This window comes from Shinella oryzae (genome assembly GCF_023038235.1).
Classification (GTDB): Bacteria; Pseudomonadota; Alphaproteobacteria; order Rhizobiales; family Rhizobiaceae; genus Shinella; species Shinella sumterensis.
Genome location: NZ_CP081987.1, coordinates 1,505,972 through 1,520,710, shown reverse-complemented (window position 1 = coordinate 1,520,710; position 14,739 = coordinate 1,505,972). Strand labels below are relative to the sequence as shown.

At 64.9% G+C, this 14,739-nt stretch carries 14 protein-coding genes and 1 riboswitch; of the genes, 4 read left to right on the top strand and 10 right to left on the bottom strand.

Annotated elements, in window-relative coordinates:
- Nucleotides 1-60: 60 nt before the first annotated feature.
- The 5 genes from gcvP to K6301_RS07570 form a co-directional block, all read right to left on the bottom strand.
- Nucleotides 61-2,922, bottom strand: a complete 2,862-nt coding sequence (gene gcvP, locus K6301_RS07590; RefSeq protein WP_247220281.1) for an aminomethyl-transferring glycine dehydrogenase — start codon at nucleotides 2,920-2,922, stop codon at nucleotides 61-63.
- Nucleotides 2,922-3,284: a glycine cleavage system protein GcvH gene (gene gcvH, locus K6301_RS07585; RefSeq protein ID WP_134650769.1), complete on the bottom strand. Its 363-nt coding sequence runs from the start codon at nucleotides 3,282-3,284 to the stop codon at nucleotides 2,922-2,924. Before gcvH ends, gcvP begins: the two co-directional genes overlap by 1 nt.
- Before the next feature lie 37 nt (nucleotides 3,285-3,321).
- On the bottom strand, nucleotides 3,322-4,461 hold the full coding sequence (gene gcvT, locus K6301_RS07580) for a glycine cleavage system aminomethyltransferase GcvT (RefSeq protein WP_247220279.1): 1,140 nt from the start codon (nucleotides 4,459-4,461) through the stop codon (nucleotides 3,322-3,324).
- 152 nt (nucleotides 4,462-4,613) lie between these two features.
- Nucleotides 4,614-4,715, bottom strand: a riboswitch (glycine riboswitch).
- Nucleotides 4,716-4,883: 168 nt separating this feature from the next.
- Nucleotides 4,884-5,117, bottom strand: coding sequence for a DUF2171 domain-containing protein (locus tag K6301_RS07575; RefSeq protein ID WP_247220277.1), 234 nt, complete (start codon nucleotides 5,115-5,117; stop codon nucleotides 4,884-4,886).
- 75 nt (nucleotides 5,118-5,192) lie between these two features.
- The gene (locus tag K6301_RS07570) at nucleotides 5,193-5,687 is read right to left on the bottom strand and encodes a peptide deformylase (protein ID WP_247220276.1); all 495 of its coding nucleotides are present in this window, start codon (nucleotides 5,685-5,687) and stop codon (nucleotides 5,193-5,195) included.
- Nucleotides 5,688-5,989: 302 nt separating this feature from the next.
- Between K6301_RS07570 and mgtE the strand changes: the two genes are divergently transcribed.
- Both mgtE and K6301_RS07560 read left to right on the top strand, forming a co-directional pair.
- Nucleotides 5,990-7,423: a magnesium transporter gene (mgtE, locus tag K6301_RS07565; RefSeq protein ID WP_247220274.1), complete on the top strand. Its 1,434-nt coding sequence runs from the start codon at nucleotides 5,990-5,992 to the stop codon at nucleotides 7,421-7,423.
- Between the two features lie 86 nt (nucleotides 7,424-7,509).
- On the top strand, nucleotides 7,510-7,896 hold the full coding sequence (locus K6301_RS07560; protein ID WP_134650764.1) for a MerR family transcriptional regulator: 387 nt from the start codon (nucleotides 7,510-7,512) through the stop codon (nucleotides 7,894-7,896).
- Nucleotides 7,897-7,945: 49 nt separating this feature from the next.
- On the opposite strand, the gene K6301_RS07555 is transcribed toward K6301_RS07560, so the two are convergent.
- The 3 genes from K6301_RS07555 to K6301_RS07545 form a co-directional block, all read right to left on the bottom strand.
- Nucleotides 7,946-8,419, bottom strand: a complete 474-nt coding sequence (locus K6301_RS07555; RefSeq protein ID WP_247220272.1) for a methyltransferase family protein — start codon at nucleotides 8,417-8,419, stop codon at nucleotides 7,946-7,948.
- 5 nt (nucleotides 8,420-8,424) lie between these two features.
- The gene (locus tag K6301_RS07550) at nucleotides 8,425-9,444 is read right to left on the bottom strand and encodes an acetyltransferase domain-containing protein (protein WP_247220270.1); all 1,020 of its coding nucleotides are present in this window, start codon (nucleotides 9,442-9,444) and stop codon (nucleotides 8,425-8,427) included.
- Nucleotides 9,445-9,545: 101 nt separating this feature from the next.
- The gene (locus K6301_RS07545; protein ID WP_247220537.1) at nucleotides 9,546-10,235 is read right to left on the bottom strand and encodes a DUF599 domain-containing protein; all 690 of its coding nucleotides are present in this window, start codon (nucleotides 10,233-10,235) and stop codon (nucleotides 9,546-9,548) included.
- Nucleotides 10,236-10,795: 560 nt separating this feature from the next.
- Here K6301_RS07545 and K6301_RS07540 point away from each other — a divergent pair.
- Nucleotides 10,796-12,196: an L-serine ammonia-lyase gene (locus tag K6301_RS07540; protein ID WP_247220268.1), complete on the top strand. Its 1,401-nt coding sequence runs from the start codon at nucleotides 10,796-10,798 to the stop codon at nucleotides 12,194-12,196.
- A 92-nt stretch (nucleotides 12,197-12,288) separates the two neighbouring features.
- Complete coding sequence (locus K6301_RS07535) at nucleotides 12,289-12,726, top strand: DUF1489 family protein (RefSeq protein WP_247220267.1); 438 nt, start codon at nucleotides 12,289-12,291, stop codon at nucleotides 12,724-12,726.
- Nucleotides 12,727-12,787: 61 nt separating this feature from the next.
- On the opposite strand, the gene K6301_RS07530 is transcribed toward K6301_RS07535, so the two are convergent.
- Both K6301_RS07530 and K6301_RS07525 read right to left on the bottom strand, forming a co-directional pair.
- The gene (locus K6301_RS07530; RefSeq protein ID WP_134650758.1) at nucleotides 12,788-13,060 is read right to left on the bottom strand and encodes a hypothetical protein; all 273 of its coding nucleotides are present in this window, start codon (nucleotides 13,058-13,060) and stop codon (nucleotides 12,788-12,790) included.
- Nucleotides 13,061-13,219: 159 nt separating this feature from the next.
- Nucleotides 13,220-14,578 (bottom strand): SPOR domain-containing protein, encoded by a 1,359-nt coding sequence (locus K6301_RS07525; RefSeq protein ID WP_370340474.1) that lies wholly within the window; start codon nucleotides 14,576-14,578, stop codon nucleotides 13,220-13,222.
- Nucleotides 14,579-14,739: the final 161 nt, after the last annotated feature.

The following is a 14,739-nucleotide window of genomic DNA, read 5'->3' as shown; positions in this document are numbered from 1 at the left end:
CTGCCCGAAACGGAAAACCCCGGCCGATCGATCGGCCGGGGTTCGAATGCGTCTGGCGAGCTATTCCGCCGCGTCCGCGTAGTCCTCCAGCGGCGGGCAGGAGCAGACGAGGTTGCGGTCGCCATAGACATTGTCGACGCGGTTGACCGGCGACCAGTATTTGTCGACGCGGAAGGCGCCCGGCGGATAGCAGGCCTGCTCGCGCGAATAGGGACGATCCCATTCGCCGACGAGGTCTTCCACCGTGTGCGGTGCGTTTTTCAGCGGATTGTTGGCCCTGTCCATCCGGCCCTCCTCGATGGCGCAGGCCTCCTCGCGGATCGCCAGCATCGCATCGCAGAAGCGGTCGATCTCGGCCTTCGTCTCCGATTCCGTCGGCTCGATCATCAGCGTGCCCGCGACCGGCCAGCTCATGGTGGGCGCGTGGAAGCCGCAATCGATCAGCCGCTTGGCCACGTCATCGACGGTGACGCCCGCGCTGTCGACCAGCGGGCGCGTGTCGATGATGCATTCATGCGCCACACGGCCCCTGGCGGACTTGTAGAGCACGTCATAGGCGCCCTTGAGACGGGCGGCGATGTAGTTGGCATTGAGGATCGCCACCTTCGTCGCCTGCGTCAGCCCGGCGCCGCCCATCATCAGGCAGTAGCTCCAGGAGATCGGCAGGATCGAGGCCGAGCCGAAGGGTGCTGCCGAAACCGCGCCGGCCTCGCCCGTCAGCGGGCTTTCCGGCAGGTGGGGCGCCAGATGGGCCTTCACGCCGATCGGTCCCATTCCCGGGCCGCCGCCGCCATGCGGAATGCAGAAGGTCTTGTGCAGGTTGAGATGCGAGACATCGCCGCCGATATCGCCGGGGCGGGCAAGGCCCACCATGGCGTTCATGTTGGCGCCGTCGATATAGACCTGGCCGCCATGGCTGTGCACGATGTCGCAGATCTCCCGCACATTCTCCTCGAACACGCCGTGGGTCGACGGATACGTGATCATGCAGCACGAGAGGTTTTGCGCGTACTGCTCTGCTTTCGCTCGGAAATCCTCCATGTCGATATCGCCGTTCTCGGACACTTTCACGACGACGACCTTCATGCCGGCCATCTGCGCGGAGGCCGGGTTGGTGCCGTGCGCGGAGGTCGGGATGAGGCACACGTCGCGATGTGTGTCGCCATTGGCGAGGTGATAGGCGCGGATCGTCAGCAGCCCCGCATATTCGCCCTGCGCGCCGGAATTCGGCTGCATGGAGACGGCATCGTAGCCGGTGATGTCGCAGAGCTTCTGCGACAGGTCCTCGATGAGATGCCGGTATCCCTGCGCCTGGTCGGCCGGCACGAAGGGATGGATCTCGGAAAACTCCGGCCAGGTGATCGGCAGCATTTCCGCCGTCGCGTTGAGCTTCATCGTGCACGAGCCGAGCGGAATCATCGCCCGGTCGAGCGCGAGGTCGCGGTCGGAGAGGCGGCGGATATAGCGCGTCATCTCGGTTTCCGCGCGGTTCATGTGGAAGATCGGATGCGTCAGGTATTCGCTGGTGCGCAGCAGATCGCCCGGCAGGCGGTAATCCGGCTCGAATTCCGAGACCTCGAAGTCGCCGCCGAAGGCGCGCCACACGGCTTCCAGCGTGACGGGGCGCGAACGCTCGTCGAGGCTGATGCCGATGCGGTCGTTGCCGATCTTGCGCAGGTTCACCTCTTCGGCCACCGCCGTCTTCAGGATGATGCCCTGCAGCTTGCCGACATGGACGGTGATCGTGTCGAAGAACATGTCGGGCTCGACCGTGAAGCCGAGCTTTTCCAAGCCCTTGGCAAGGCGCACCGTCTTCTGGTGAACGCTCTGGGCAATCGCCTTCAAGCCCTGCGGACCATGGAAGACGGCATACATCGAGGCCATGACGGCGAGCAGCACCTGCGCGGTGCAGATGTTCGACGTCGCCTTTTCGCGGCGGATGTGCTGTTCGCGGGTCTGGAGGGAGAGGCGGTAGGCACGGTTGCCGCGTGCGTCGATGGAGACGCCGACGAGGCGGCCCGGCATGGAGCGCTTGTAGGCATCCTTCACAGCCATATAGGCCGCATGCGGCCCGCCATAGCCGACGGGGACGCCGAAGCGCTGCGTGCAGCCGATGGCGATGTCGGCATCCATGTCGCCGGGCGACTTGAGCAGCGCCAGCGCCAGCGGGTCGGCCGCCATGACGGCGATCGCGCCGGTCTGGTGCAGGCGCGCGTTCAGGCCGGTGAAGTCGCGCACATGGCCATAGGTGCCGGGATACTGGAAGATCGCGCCGAAGACGTCGACCGGATCGAGATCGGTGAAGGGGTCGCCGACGACGATCTGCCAGCCGAGCGGTTCCGCACGGGTCTTGAGGAGTGCGATCGTCTGCGGGTGGCAGTTCTCGTCCACGAAGAACGCGGTCGCCTTGGATTTCGCCACACGCTGCGCCATGGCCATCGCTTCGGCGGCTGCCGTCGCCTCGTCGAGAAGCGAGGCATTCGCCACGTCGAGGCCGGTCAGGTCGCAGACCATCGTCTGGTAGTTCAGGAGCGCCTCGAGGCGACCCTGGCTGATTTCCGGCTGATAGGGCGTGTAGGCGGTGTACCAGGCCGGGTTTTCCAGGATGTTGCGCTGGATGACCGGCGGCGTGATCGTGCCATAATAGCCCTGGCCGATCAGGGAGACGAACTTCCTGTTGCGGTTGGCGGTCTCGCGCAGCTTGTCGAGCGCTTCGCGCTCGGTCATCGCGGCACCCCATTCGAGCGCCTTCGTCTGGCGGATCGATTTCGGCACGGTGTCGTCGATCAGCGCATCGAGGCTGTCATAGCCGATCACCTTCAGCATCGCCTCCATCTCCTTCGGCGACGGGCCGATATGGCGACGGTTGGCGAAATCGTAGGGCTGGTAATCGGTGAAGGCGAAGTCCTTGGGAAGGTTCATCAGCCGACAAGCTCCTTGTAGGCGGCTTCGTCCAGCAGGCTGTCGGCATCGGCCGCATTGGCGAGCTTCAGCTTGAAGAACCAGCCGGCACCCTGCGGGTCGCTGTTGACGAGCGAGGGATCGGCGGTGATCGCCTCGTTGATTTCGACGATCTCTCCGTCAAGCGGACAATAGACGTCGGAGGCCGCCTTGACGGATTCGACCGTCGCCGCGTCGCCGCCCTTCTCGAAGCTCGCGCCGACTTCGGGCAGTTCGACGAAGACGAGGTCGCCGAGCTGTTCGGCGGCATGCGTCGTGATGCCCACGGTGGCGACGCCGTTCTCGATCTTCAGCCATTCATGTTCTTCGGTGAATTTCAGCATGTTTGTTCCTCTCTGGAATGGGAATGGTGTGTGCCGGTCAGCGCTTGAAGGTGTTCTTGACGAAAGGCATGGCGGTGACGGTGACGGGCAGGAATTTGCCGCGCACGCCCGCATAGAGCTCTGTTGCGGGAGCGGTCGCCTTGCCATCGACATAGCCCATGGCGACGGGGCCATCGACGGAGGGGCCGAAGCCGCCCGATGTCACGGTGCCGACGATATCCTGCCCCTCCGGGTCGGTCGCGAGCACTGCGCCGGCGCGAACCGGGGCGCGGCCCTCGGCGCGCAGGCCGACGCGGCGGCGCGCGGCGCCGTTTTCAAGCTGGTCGAGAATGACGTCGGCGCCCGGAAAGCCACCGGCACGCGCACCGCCCGTGCGGCGGACCTTCTGGATCGCCCATTCCAGCCCGGCTTCGACCGGCGTCGTCCCGGTGTCGATGTCGTTGCCGTAGAGGCAGAGGCCGGCTTCGAGGCGCAGCGAATCGCGCGCGCCGAGGCCGATGGGCAGCACGTCGGGATGATCGAGCAGGCGCCGGCAGACCGTCTCGGCGAGGGCGGCGGGAATGGAGATCTCGAAACCGTCCTCGCCGGTATAGCCCGACCGCGAGACGATGCAGTGGGCGTCGTGCAGGTCGCAGGCGCGCACGTCCATGAAGCGCATGGCCGATACGTCCGCCCACAGTTCCGCCAGCACGGCCTCGGCATGCGGTCCCTGCAAGGCGACCAGCGCGCGGTCGTCGTGCAGCGTCAGGTCGCAGACGTCGCCGATCTTCTCCTGCATATGGGCGAAGTCGGCGTCCTTGCAGGCGGCGTTGACCACCACATAGAAGTGGTCGCCGCGGTTGGCGATCATCAGGTCGTCGCGGATGCCGCCCTGGTCATTGGTGAAGAGCGCGTAGCGCTGGCGGCCTTCGGGCAAGCCGACGATATCGACCGGCACCAGCGTTTCCAGCGCGCGGGCCGCATCCGTGTTGTCGCCGGAGCGGGCGCGCACCGTGACCTGGCCCATATGGGACACGTCGAACAGGCCGGCGGCGGCGCGTGTGTGAAGGTGCTCCTTCATCACGCCGGCGGGATATTGCACAGGCATGTCATAGCCGGCAAACGGCACCATGCGGCCGCCGAGCGAGACGTTCAGCGCGTGAAGCTGGGTTTTCTTGAGTTCAGACGATCCGTCCAAAGGCGCCCTCCGGTCGTTGGGCGCCTGATCCTTCAGGCGCCGGCTCACAATTCAGGCGCAGCTGCGCCGTTCTCCTGAGCCCCCTCTGTCCCTTCGCCTGAGATTGTTATCCCTTCGGCGAGCGCTTTCGCGCTTCTCTCCAGAGTTTCGACGGCACCTTGCTGGTCCTTTTGCCTGAGAGTTTCCGGGGCGGTTGCTCCTTCGGCACCGGCGCTACCTTCATCGAGGCAGCCGGTTTCTCCCAGCGAGGTCGATCCCAGATAACGGCCTTGCCCATGTTTTGGCAAGAGCGGCGCGTCGCTCTCGAACAATTTTTTGTCGTTGAGGGAAAGTGGCGCGATCGGGGCGAGGGGTGCCGCGTCGTCCGGATACGGAAAACCCGCCTTTCGGCGGGCTTCCCTGGTGGTTCGCGACAGATGCGGTCAGTTCATCGACGACCATTCGCGCTTCACATCCTCGGCATCCCTGTTGAGGTGCACGTGGGAATCGACGTGATCGACCCAGTCGAGCGGGATGAGGTGGTGCTGGCCGTCGTCGGAATCGCTGCGGGTCAGCTTGATACGGCTGTCGCCTTCCATGTGGTCGACCGTGCCGACATGGCGGCCGTCGGCAGCCTTGACTTCCATATGTTCGCGGATCTGGTTTGCGGTGACCATCGGTCTTCTCCTTTTCACGGGGTTGGATAGACCCAAAACGTGTTGCCCCGCGCGTGGTTCCGACCTTTCTGCACGTCAGGCGCCGGCCTTCCTGAACTTCTTGACGATGCGCTCGCGTTTCAGCCGCGAAAGGCGGTCGATCCAGAAGATGCCGTCGAGCTGGTCGATCTCGTGCTGCAGGCAGACGGCGAGAAGGCCGTCCGCTTCCGCGTCATGGTTTTGGCCTTCGAGATCCTGCCAGGAGACGCGGATGCGGGCAGGGCGCTCCACCTCGTCCGTCACGCCGGGCATGGAGACGCTTCCCTCCATGTGGCGCTGCATGTCCGGCGAGGACCAGGTGACCTGCGGATTGACATAGACGCGCTGCGAGGCCGGGCCGTCGAGCTCGATCACCGTGAGGCGTTCCAGAATGCCGACATGGGCCGCCGTGATGCCGATGCCGGGTGCCGCGCGCATCGTGTCGGCGAGGTCGCCGGCAAGCGCCGCCAGGCGACTGTCGAAGATGGTGACGGGCCGGCAGGCCGTGCGCAGGCCCGGATCCGGAAAGCGCAGGATGGGCAGGATCGCCATGATTGCTCCGCTGATATGTTGCTCGCGCGTTCCTAGCGTGTTTGCGCCACGCGGGAAATGCCCGCCATCGCGCGGCGGCCGTGGTGGCGTGATTAGCGTTGATTTGCAACAGCTTGTTAAATTCTTTCGCCGCCCTACCATTTGCCGTGTTCGGCAATGGACCGGCCGGGCGCTTTGCTTTAGCACGATGGAAAGCGAGGCTCTCCCGACCGGTGCTTCGCGCCGAGCCCTGCCCAGCAATCCCAATCGTTCCCGCTTCGCCGAAGTGCCGCGCGGGACGAGCCGATACAAGGAGCGCCCCGATGGAAAACACCGGTGACGACGACCGTATCCGCGCGGGGCAGACCGAGCAGGCCAATTTCCCGCCCGAGGATATCTATGCCGAGGACGGCTCGATCCGCTCGGATTTCCTCATGCATGTCGGCGCGGCGATTGCCGACCGCGACCTCCTGTTCCTGCGCCGCCATGTCCTGCGGCTGCATGAATCGGAACTGGGTGATCTTCTCGAAGCCATCCAGCCGGAGCAGCGCCACCAGCTCGTCTCGCTTCTGGGCGACGACTTCGACCTGTCCGCGCTGACGGAGGTCGACGAGGCGATCCGTCTCGACATCGTCGACCACATGCCCAACGAGCAGATCGCCGCGGCCATCGGCGAGATGGATTCGGACGATGCCGTCTACATCCTGGAAGACCTCGACGAGGCCGACCAGGACGAGATCCTGTCGAAGCTGCCGTTTACCGAGCGCATCCGCCTGCGCCGTTCGCTGGATTACCCGGAGAGCACCGCGGGCCGGCGCATGCAGACGGAGTTCGTAGCCGTGCCGCCGTTCTGGACCATCGGCCAGACCATCGATTACCTGCGCGAGGATGCCGACCTGCCGGAGAGCTTCTCGCAGATCTTCGTCATCGACCCCACCTTCCGCCTGCTCGGCGCCATCGATCTCGACCGCATTCTGCGCACGCCGCGTAGCGCGAAGATCGAGACGGTCATGCGCGAGACGAACCACCCCATCCCGGCCGACATGGACCAGGAAGAGGCGGCGCAGCTTTTCGAGCAGTACGACCTTCTCTCCGCCGCCGTGGTGGACGAAAACGGCCGTCTGGTCGGCGTTCTCACCATCGACGACGTGGTGGACGTTATCCAGGAAGAGGCCGAGGAAGACCTGATGCGCCTCGGCGGCGTGGGCGACGAAGAGCTGTCGGATACCACCATCGACACCGTGCGGTCGCGTGCGCCCTGGCTGCTGGTCAACCTGCTCACCGCCTTCCTTGCCGCTTCCGTCATCTCCATGTTCGAGGCGACCATCGAGGAGATCGTGGCCCTTGCCGTGCTGATGCCGATCGTCGCCGGCATGGGCGGCAATGCGGCCTCGCAGACCATGACGGTCACGGTGCGCGCGCTCGCCACCCGCGACCTCGATATCCACAATGCCTGGCGTGTCGTGCGGCGTGAGGCGGGCGTCGGCGTCCTGCATGGCCTGGCGTTCGGCCTTGCCATCGGTTCGGTCGCGGCCTTCTGGTTCCACGATCTCAATATCGGCGGCGTGATCGCCGCCGCCATGCTGATCAACATGTGCGCCGCCGCGCTTGCCGGCATCATGATCCCCATGCTGCTCGACCGCGCCGGCGCCGACCCCGCCGTCTCCTCCAGCGTCTTCGTCACCGCCGTCACCGACATTGTCGGCTTTCTCGCCTTTCTGGGGCTCGCGACCTGGTGGTTCGCCGTCCGTTATTAGCGGGCACAGTGGCGCCGGAGGGACGGAAAAATTGACTTATACGTAAAAGTCAATAGAATGCCGATCCACAGAGGATCGGAGCAGGCGTGGACAAATACTATACCATAACCGAGTTGACGCGTGAATTCGGCGTATCCACCCGAACCCTGCGCTTCTACGAGGACGAGGGGCTGATCAATCCCGAGCGCCGTGGCCGGACCCGTCTTTTCCGCCCCGCCGACCGTCGCCTCATCCAGGAAATCCTGCGCGGCCGGCGCATCGGTTTCACCATCGCCGAAATCCGCGACATCATCCGTGTCTACAAGGATCCGCCGGGCGAGATCGGCCAGCTCGAATTGCTGATGACCAAGGTCAGCGAGAAGCGGGAAGAGCTGCGCCAGAAGCGGCGCGATATCGAGGAGACCCTGGCCGAGCTCGACAATGTCGAGGAAGCCTGTCTGACGCGCCTCGCCGAGATCGGCGTGGGCACGTAATCGTCGCCGGCAAGTCCGTCATAGGCGGGTCGCCGGCGTGCTGCGCGGCTCAGATCCAGCGCGTCGTATCGTGGCAATAGCGCTCGAAATCCACACCGAAGCGGGAGAGCAGATGCAGTTCCTCGCGCTTGATGGCGACGAGGCTGGTCAGCGCCGCGGCGACCATGGCCGTCACGATGAACCATGGATTGAGCACCGCAAGCCCGATACCGGCCGTTGCCAGCGTATAGCCGAGATAGATGGGGTTGCGGGTGAAGCGATAGGGGCCCGACGTCACGAGGTGGGTGGAGCAACGGTTCGGCAGGATCGTCGTGTGACAGTCGACCAGCGTGCGCATCGCCCAGACATCGAGAATGACGGCCGTGGCGATCAGCACGCCGCCGGCCGCGCGCGCGATCCAGATATTGGTTTCCTCCACCGAAAGCGGGAAATAGGCCTGAAGCAGGAAGGCTGCCGCAATCGCCGCGCCGTAGATGAAGGGCGGCCAGGGAAAGGCGAGCGGTTTCATGCGATAGGCATTCATGATTCCTACTCCTTCAGGTCGGTCGTCGCCTCGGCTGCCGCCGTGCATTGCGACGACATGCGGGTGATCCGCTCGTCCGTCGTCACGTCTATCGCGCCCCGGTTGAGGTCCGCGAACATGTTCTCATTCACAAGGCTGTCCAGCGTGCAACTGCAGAAGCTCTGGCAGAAGCCGGCGCTGCGGTCGCTCTCGCAGGTTTTTGTGCAACTCTTAGTATACGCTTCCATCGGATTCGCCGCAACGGGCGGACTGACGAGAAAGGCGCCATAGACGAGCGCGATTAGCACGGGCTGATGAACAAGGTAGATGGCAAGACTGTGGCGGCCGGCCTGCTCCAGCAGGGTTTTCCACCAGCGTTTCGTGGAGTGGCCGAAGCCCGCCAGACGCTCGGGAAGCGCGCTTGCGACGAACAGTCTGGCGAGTGCGATACCGAGCAGCACGGGCGCGATCCACGGCAGGAGCGGCACATAGTCGTTGGAGCGCGGGATGTCGACCGACAGCCCGACCCACCACAGCGCAGGATGGTCGAACAGCGGCGCGCGCAGGTAAAGCGGCGCGGCCACGGCGGCAGCGGCCGCCAGCAGTGTGACGGCGACCGGCAGCCGGACGAAGAGAAGGCCGATCAGGCTCGACGCGACGATGGCATGCAGGATGCCGAAGAAGATGAACGTGTCGGGAAAGGCGAACCACGTCGCCACGCTGATGGCGGCAGCGGCGAGCGCGATCTTTCCCAGCCGGATGAAGTACGGCTTCGGCCGGAACCCGTTGGCATGGCCGAGCACCAGGCTGAAGCCGACCAGGAACAGGAAGCTACCGGCGATGAGGCGTGCGAAGATGCGCCAGCCGCCGGTGGTCGCGGTTTCCGCGTCGATATAGCCGAAATAGCCGAGGTCCCAGGTGAAATGGTAGATCGCCATGGCGATCAGCGCGACGCCGCGGGCCTGGTCGATCAGCGGAATGCGCGGCAGCGGGCGGGTCGCCGTGCCTGTTTCCTGCGCATCTCCGTCAATCACCGTCGTCGTCATGGGTCGGGGTCGCCGCATTGCATGGATCCACTATAGAATGTCACGCCAAGCTTGCGCCGGGCGGATGGCCGAAAGGTGGCAAATCGGGAGAGGACAAGGCCTCAGTCGAGGCTTTCGAGTACCGCCAGCCGGGCTTCCGAATAGAACTGCCGGCGCACGAGCACGATAATGATGCCGATGGTCGTGAGGATGAAGAGATAGGGGCTGACGAACCAGCCGAGATAACCGATCGACAGGAAGATGGCCCTGAGCCCCATGTTGAAGTGCTTGGCCGCGAGGATGTTCATCCGGATGACGCGGTCGGCGGCGAGGTCGGCGCCGGCCGGATCCTTGTGGATCTCGCCGCTCATCGGAATGGCGCCCAGGAGGATGGTGCAATAGTTGAACAGCCGGTAGGACCAGCCGAACTTGAAGAAGGCGTAGCCGAAGATCACGGCGAGCCCGCCGACCTTCATCTCGAAGCCCGCGCGGCTCGCGCGAAAGACGCCGGGCAGGTCGTTGAAGATCGCGAAGACCTGTTCGGTGGCGCCAAGCAGCGCAAAGCAGCTGCCGAGCGCCAGCAGCGACGTGGAGGCGAAGAAGGCCGTGCCGTTCTGAAGGCCCGCCATGATCTGCGTGTCGATCATGCGCAGGTCGCGGTGCATGGCGTTGCGGATCCAGCGCGCACGCTGCGAGCTCATCGCGCGGGTGAGGCTGACGCGGTTGAACAGCCGCTTGCGGTCGGTGATCGAGGAATACCCGATCCACAGGACGATGAAGATGGCGAGGGCGACGAGATCCGGGGTGCTCATGTCGAAGCGTTGTGCCACGGATTTTGCATTTTGCAAGCGGCTGCGACCGCTGCGCTTGCGCCGTTCAGACCTGGGGCGGGATTGAGGCGGGTGCATAAAGTGCCGCGCCGCGCGCAAGCGTCTGATTTTGCGGCAGGTCATGCATCACGCGCGGGGCTCGTATGCGGCGCGCGCCTCGCTTTCGCCATCTTTGCCGATTGCGTCTTCATCAAATCTTCATTAAACAGGGCCCGTCGGCGCCGATGATGGCTGCCGCTCGACATCTTCCACTTGGGGAAATCATGGAAAGTACCGCTCAGAAGTCCTGCTGGGGCATCACCGTCCGTGCAGTTCTCGGTTTTGGCATCATTCTGGTCGTCGCCCATCTCTTCGGCGGCATCTGAAAAGACCGGGCCATAGCCCCTATATAAACAGCGCGCTCTTCCGAGACGCGCTGTTTTTGTTTTGGGGCATGTCGCACCCGTAAAACCCGATGTCGGGCGATCGCCATGAACGCAACGCGTGATAACGTAGCTTCGGCGATCACAGCATAGCCTGCCGCGGCAAGGAGAAGTCCGGGAATGTTCCTTTCGGTTTTTGATGTCTTCAAGATCGGTATCGGTCCGTCGAGCTCGCACACGATGGGCCCGATGTCCGCGGCGAACCGCTTTCTGGATCTGATTCTCTCCAGCGACTGGCCGCGCCCCTCCGGCGCGCAGGTTGCGGCGATCCGCATGAGCCTGCACGGCTCGCTCGCCTATACCGGCGTCGGCCACGGTTCGGACCGCGCCGTCATTCTCGGGCTGATGGGCGAGAAGCCTGACAGCGTCGATCCCGACCGGATGGAAGCCATCGTCGAGGAGGTCGAGCGGACCGGCCGCATCACCCCGCCCGGCCATCCCGCTTACGCCTTCCAGCCGAAGACGGACCTGATCTTCGACAAGAAGAACCCGCTGCCGGGCCATGCCAACGGCATGACCTTCTCCGCCTATGACCGCGACGACCGGCTGCTGCTCAAGCGCGTCTATTATTCCGTCGGCGGCGGTTTCGTCGTGACCGATACGGAACTGGAGCAGATGCGCGCCAGCAAGGCGCGCTCCAGCGACAGGAAGGTGCCGTTCCCCTTCGCCTCCGCAAAACAGATGCTCGAAATGGCCGAGCGCGCCAACATGACGATCGCGCAGATGAAACGCGCGAACGAGGAAACCGTGATGTCGCGCGAGGCGCTGAATGCCGGCCTCGACCGCATCTGGGAGGCGATGAAGAACTGCATCGACCGCGGCCTGAAGAACGAGGGCATCATGCCGGGCGGGCTCAAGGTCCGCCGCCGCGCGCGCTCGATCCACGACAAGCTGCAGGAAGAGTGGCGCTCCAACAAGGTGAACCCGCTTCTGGCCAATGACTGGCTGTCCGTCTACGCCATGGCCGTCAACGAGGAGAACGCCGCCGGCGGCCGCGTCGTCACCTCGCCGACCAACGGTGCGGCCGGCGTCGTGCCCGCCACCATTCGCTACTACCTGCATTTCCACGAGGATGCCGACCAGGACGGCATTCGCGACTATCTGCTGACGGCTGCCGCCATCGGCGGGATCATCAAGCACAATGCCTCGATTTCGGGCGCCGAGGTCGGCTGTCAGGGCGAGGTGGGGTCCGCCTCCGCCATGGCCGCCGCCGGTCTTGCCGCCGTCATGGGCGGCACGCCCGAGCAGGTCGAGAATGCCGCCGAGATCGCGCTGGAGCATCATCTCGGCATGACCTGCGACCCGATTGCCGGCCTCGTGCAGGTGCCGTGCATCGAGCGCAACGCGCTAGGCGCCGTCAAGGCGGTGACGGCCGCCTCGCTTGCCATCAAGGGCGACGGCACGCATTTCGTGCCGCTCGACGCCTGTATCGAGACGATGCGCCAGACCGGCGTCGACATGAACGAGAAGTACAAGGAAACCTCGACCGGCGGCCTTGCCGTCAATGTCGTGGAGTGCTGAGCGCCCGCGCGCTTGCCTGTGGCCCGCTATTGGCTGTGGAATGCGACACGACGGCCCCTTGACCCGGCCGCCGCAAGGGCGTTCAAGACATCATGGCGCTTCATCTCATCAAACTCTGTGTCGGTGCCGATACGATCGACGACCTGCGCGAATGGGTGTCCGAACGCTCGCTGATCGCGATGGCGGCGGGCATAGAGGCGCATTCCAGCCACATCACTCGCATGATCCCCAGGCGGGATCAGGAACTGCTCGACGGCGGCTCGCTCTATTGGGTCATCAAGGGGCAGGTGCAGGCGCGACAGCGCCTCCTCGACATCAAGACCTTCACCGATGTCGACGGCATCTCGCGCTGTGAACTGGTGCTGGGGCCCGAAGTGATCGAAACCGAGTTCCAGCCGCGCCGCGCCTTCCAGGGCTGGCGCTACCTGACCGCCGAAGACGCCCCGCGCGATCTCAAGAACATGGGCGAGGGCACCGCCGACCTGCCGATGGAACTGCGGCGCGAACTCGCAGAACTCGGCCTTCTGTGAACGTCCACATAAAGTAACGGCCCGTCCTTTGGGAGCGGGCCGGCAGGCTGTGGTCGAAAGCTCAGCGGAGCCGGAGTCGCACCGGATGACGGCGCTCGTTGACGCCGACATGCAGGTGGATGCCGGCGGAGGGCTGGCCGGAGCGCCAGGCCCGCGCGCCATGCGCCAGCAGCATCCCGACCAGGTCCTTCGTCTTGTTGCGGGAACGGCCGAGCCCGATATCCGCGATCCGCATCGCTGCCTCGTGCAGCGGGTGGAGCGTGCCCTTCAGCGGCCGGCGCTTTCCGTCACGCGCTGCGGAGGGGACATCGAAGAGGTTTTCGTTCATCGCCATGATCTGCCTCGTACGCAATACCTATCGAGGATGGCCGGGCCGTTACGCGGCTTCGACCTGCCTTCATCCGCAGCCACCGGTACGCAATACCTGTCCGGGGCTGGTGCGGCATGAATGCTTTGTTTACGGACCGCATCGCAGGGATGCGGTCCCTGTTCGTTACTGTTGGCTCGCCCAGCAGGCGAAGCCCTTCCTTTTCAGGGCCTTGCAGGCGGCTGCCGCGCGGTCCTGATTGTCGAAGCCGCCGAAGCGTGCGCGGTAGAGCTGCGCGCTGCCGCTGTTGACGGCCACCGTGAAGGGGGTTGCCGCAGACAGCGCCCGGCCGCCCTGATCCTTTGCCTTCGCCAGAAGCTTCTGGGCCTGGTCCTGGTCCGGCGTGGCGCCGATCTGGATGACCCAGCCGGCGGGCAGGGCCTGGGTCGCCTTGGCGACGGCCGAGGTCGTCAGCTGGTCGACGGCGCCGCCATCGCCCTGTCCGGAAAGGTCCTCGGGCGGCAGGACGGCGTCGCGCTGTACCTTCAGCGTGGCGGCCAGGGCGCGCTTGCCGACGACTTCCGAGCTGCGCTCCGTCGTGGCGGCATAGGCCGTCTCGATGCGGCTTTCCTCGTAGCGGTAGGACGGGACAGGGCCGTTTTCCGGCAGGTCCAGGCCACCGGCGACGGACGCCGTTGCGGCCGTGGACGCGACTTCAGCTGTCAGGGTCGGCGCGGCCTTTGTCTGGGCGATCAGCTCGCCGTTGCCGCGACGGGAGGCCTGCGGCATGTAGGTGGCGATGAGCTTGCGCATCTGCTGGTCGCGGGCGGCACCCGAACGGCCGCCGATCACGACGCCGACGACGCTGCGGCCGTCGGCCTGGGCGGACGTGACGAGGTTGTAGCCGGAAGCGCGGGTATAGCCGGTCTTGATGCCATCGACGCCGCGCACGCTGCCGAGCAGGCGGTTATGGCCGTTGATGGTCTGCTTGCCGAAGCGGAAGCTGCGGACCGAGAAATAATCGTAATATTGCGGGAAGTGCTGGCGCAGTGCGATGCCGAGGCGGGCCTGGTCGCGGGCGGTGGTCACCTGTGCCGAATTGGGAAGGCCGTTGGCATTGCGGTAGACGGTGCGCGTCATGCCGAGTGCGCGGGCCTTCTGCGTCATCATGCGTGCGAAGCGCTCTTCCGAGCCGCCCAGCATCTCGGCCAGCGCCGTGGAGGCATCGTTTGCGGAGCGGGTGATGAGGCCGAGCATGGCCTGTTCGACCGTGATGGAGTTGCCGACGCCGACGCCGAGCTTGGTCGGCGGCTCGCTTGCGGCATTCTTGGAGAACGGAACGCGGGTGTTGAGCTTGATCTTGCCGGCTTCGAGGGCTTCGAAGGTCAGGTACAGCGTCATCATCTTGGTGAGGGACGCGGGAAAGCGCAGTTCGTCCGCGCTATCGCTGTAGAGCACCTTGCCCGTCTTGGCGTCGATGACGATACCGGCATATTTCGGATTGGCCTGAGCGGGCGTAGCGACGGCCGCAGTGGCGGCGACCATTCCGACCATCACCAGACTTTTCGCCGCTTTGGCAAATGCCTGGACGGAGCGAGGCAGAAAATCGAGGAACACGGTAGGGGACACTAGGCTACTCTTCATTCTCGGATTGCACATGTGGCCCGGATGGGAGGTTTCCGGACGACTGATCCCGGCACAGTAGC

Coding starts and splice junctions, on each gene's coding strand:
- K6301_RS07575 (WP_247220277.1), bottom strand. CDS start 5,117: ATGGTCACCGCAAACCAGATCCGCGAACATATGGAAGTCAAGGCTGCC.
- gcvH (WP_134650769.1), bottom strand. CDS start 3,284: ATGCTGAAATTCACCGAAGAACATGAATGGCTGAAGATCGAGAACGGC.
- K6301_RS07525 (WP_370340474.1), bottom strand. CDS start 14,578: ATGGTCGCCGCCACTGCGGCCGTCGCTACGCCCGCTCAGGCCAATCCG.
- mgtE (WP_247220274.1), top strand. CDS start 5,990: ATGGAAAACACCGGTGACGACGACCGTATCCGCGCGGGGCAGACCGAG.
- K6301_RS07550 (WP_247220270.1), bottom strand. CDS start 9,444: ATGACGACGACGGTGATTGACGGAGATGCGCAGGAAACAGGCACGGCG.
- K6301_RS07530 (WP_134650758.1), bottom strand. CDS start 13,060: ATGGCGATGAACGAAAACCTCTTCGATGTCCCCTCCGCAGCGCGTGAC.
- K6301_RS07535 (WP_247220267.1), top strand. CDS start 12,289: ATGGCGCTTCATCTCATCAAACTCTGTGTCGGTGCCGATACGATCGAC.
- K6301_RS07570 (WP_247220276.1), bottom strand. CDS start 5,687: ATGGCGATCCTGCCCATCCTGCGCTTTCCGGATCCGGGCCTGCGCACG.
- K6301_RS07555 (WP_247220272.1), bottom strand. CDS start 8,419: ATGAATGCCTATCGCATGAAACCGCTCGCCTTTCCCTGGCCGCCCTTC.
- K6301_RS07540 (WP_247220268.1), top strand. CDS start 10,796: ATGTTCCTTTCGGTTTTTGATGTCTTCAAGATCGGTATCGGTCCGTCG.
- K6301_RS07545 (WP_247220537.1), bottom strand. CDS start 10,235: ATGAGCACCCCGGATCTCGTCGCCCTCGCCATCTTCATCGTCCTGTGG.
- gcvP (WP_247220281.1), bottom strand. CDS start 2,922: ATGAACCTTCCCAAGGACTTCGCCTTCACCGATTACCAGCCCTACGAT.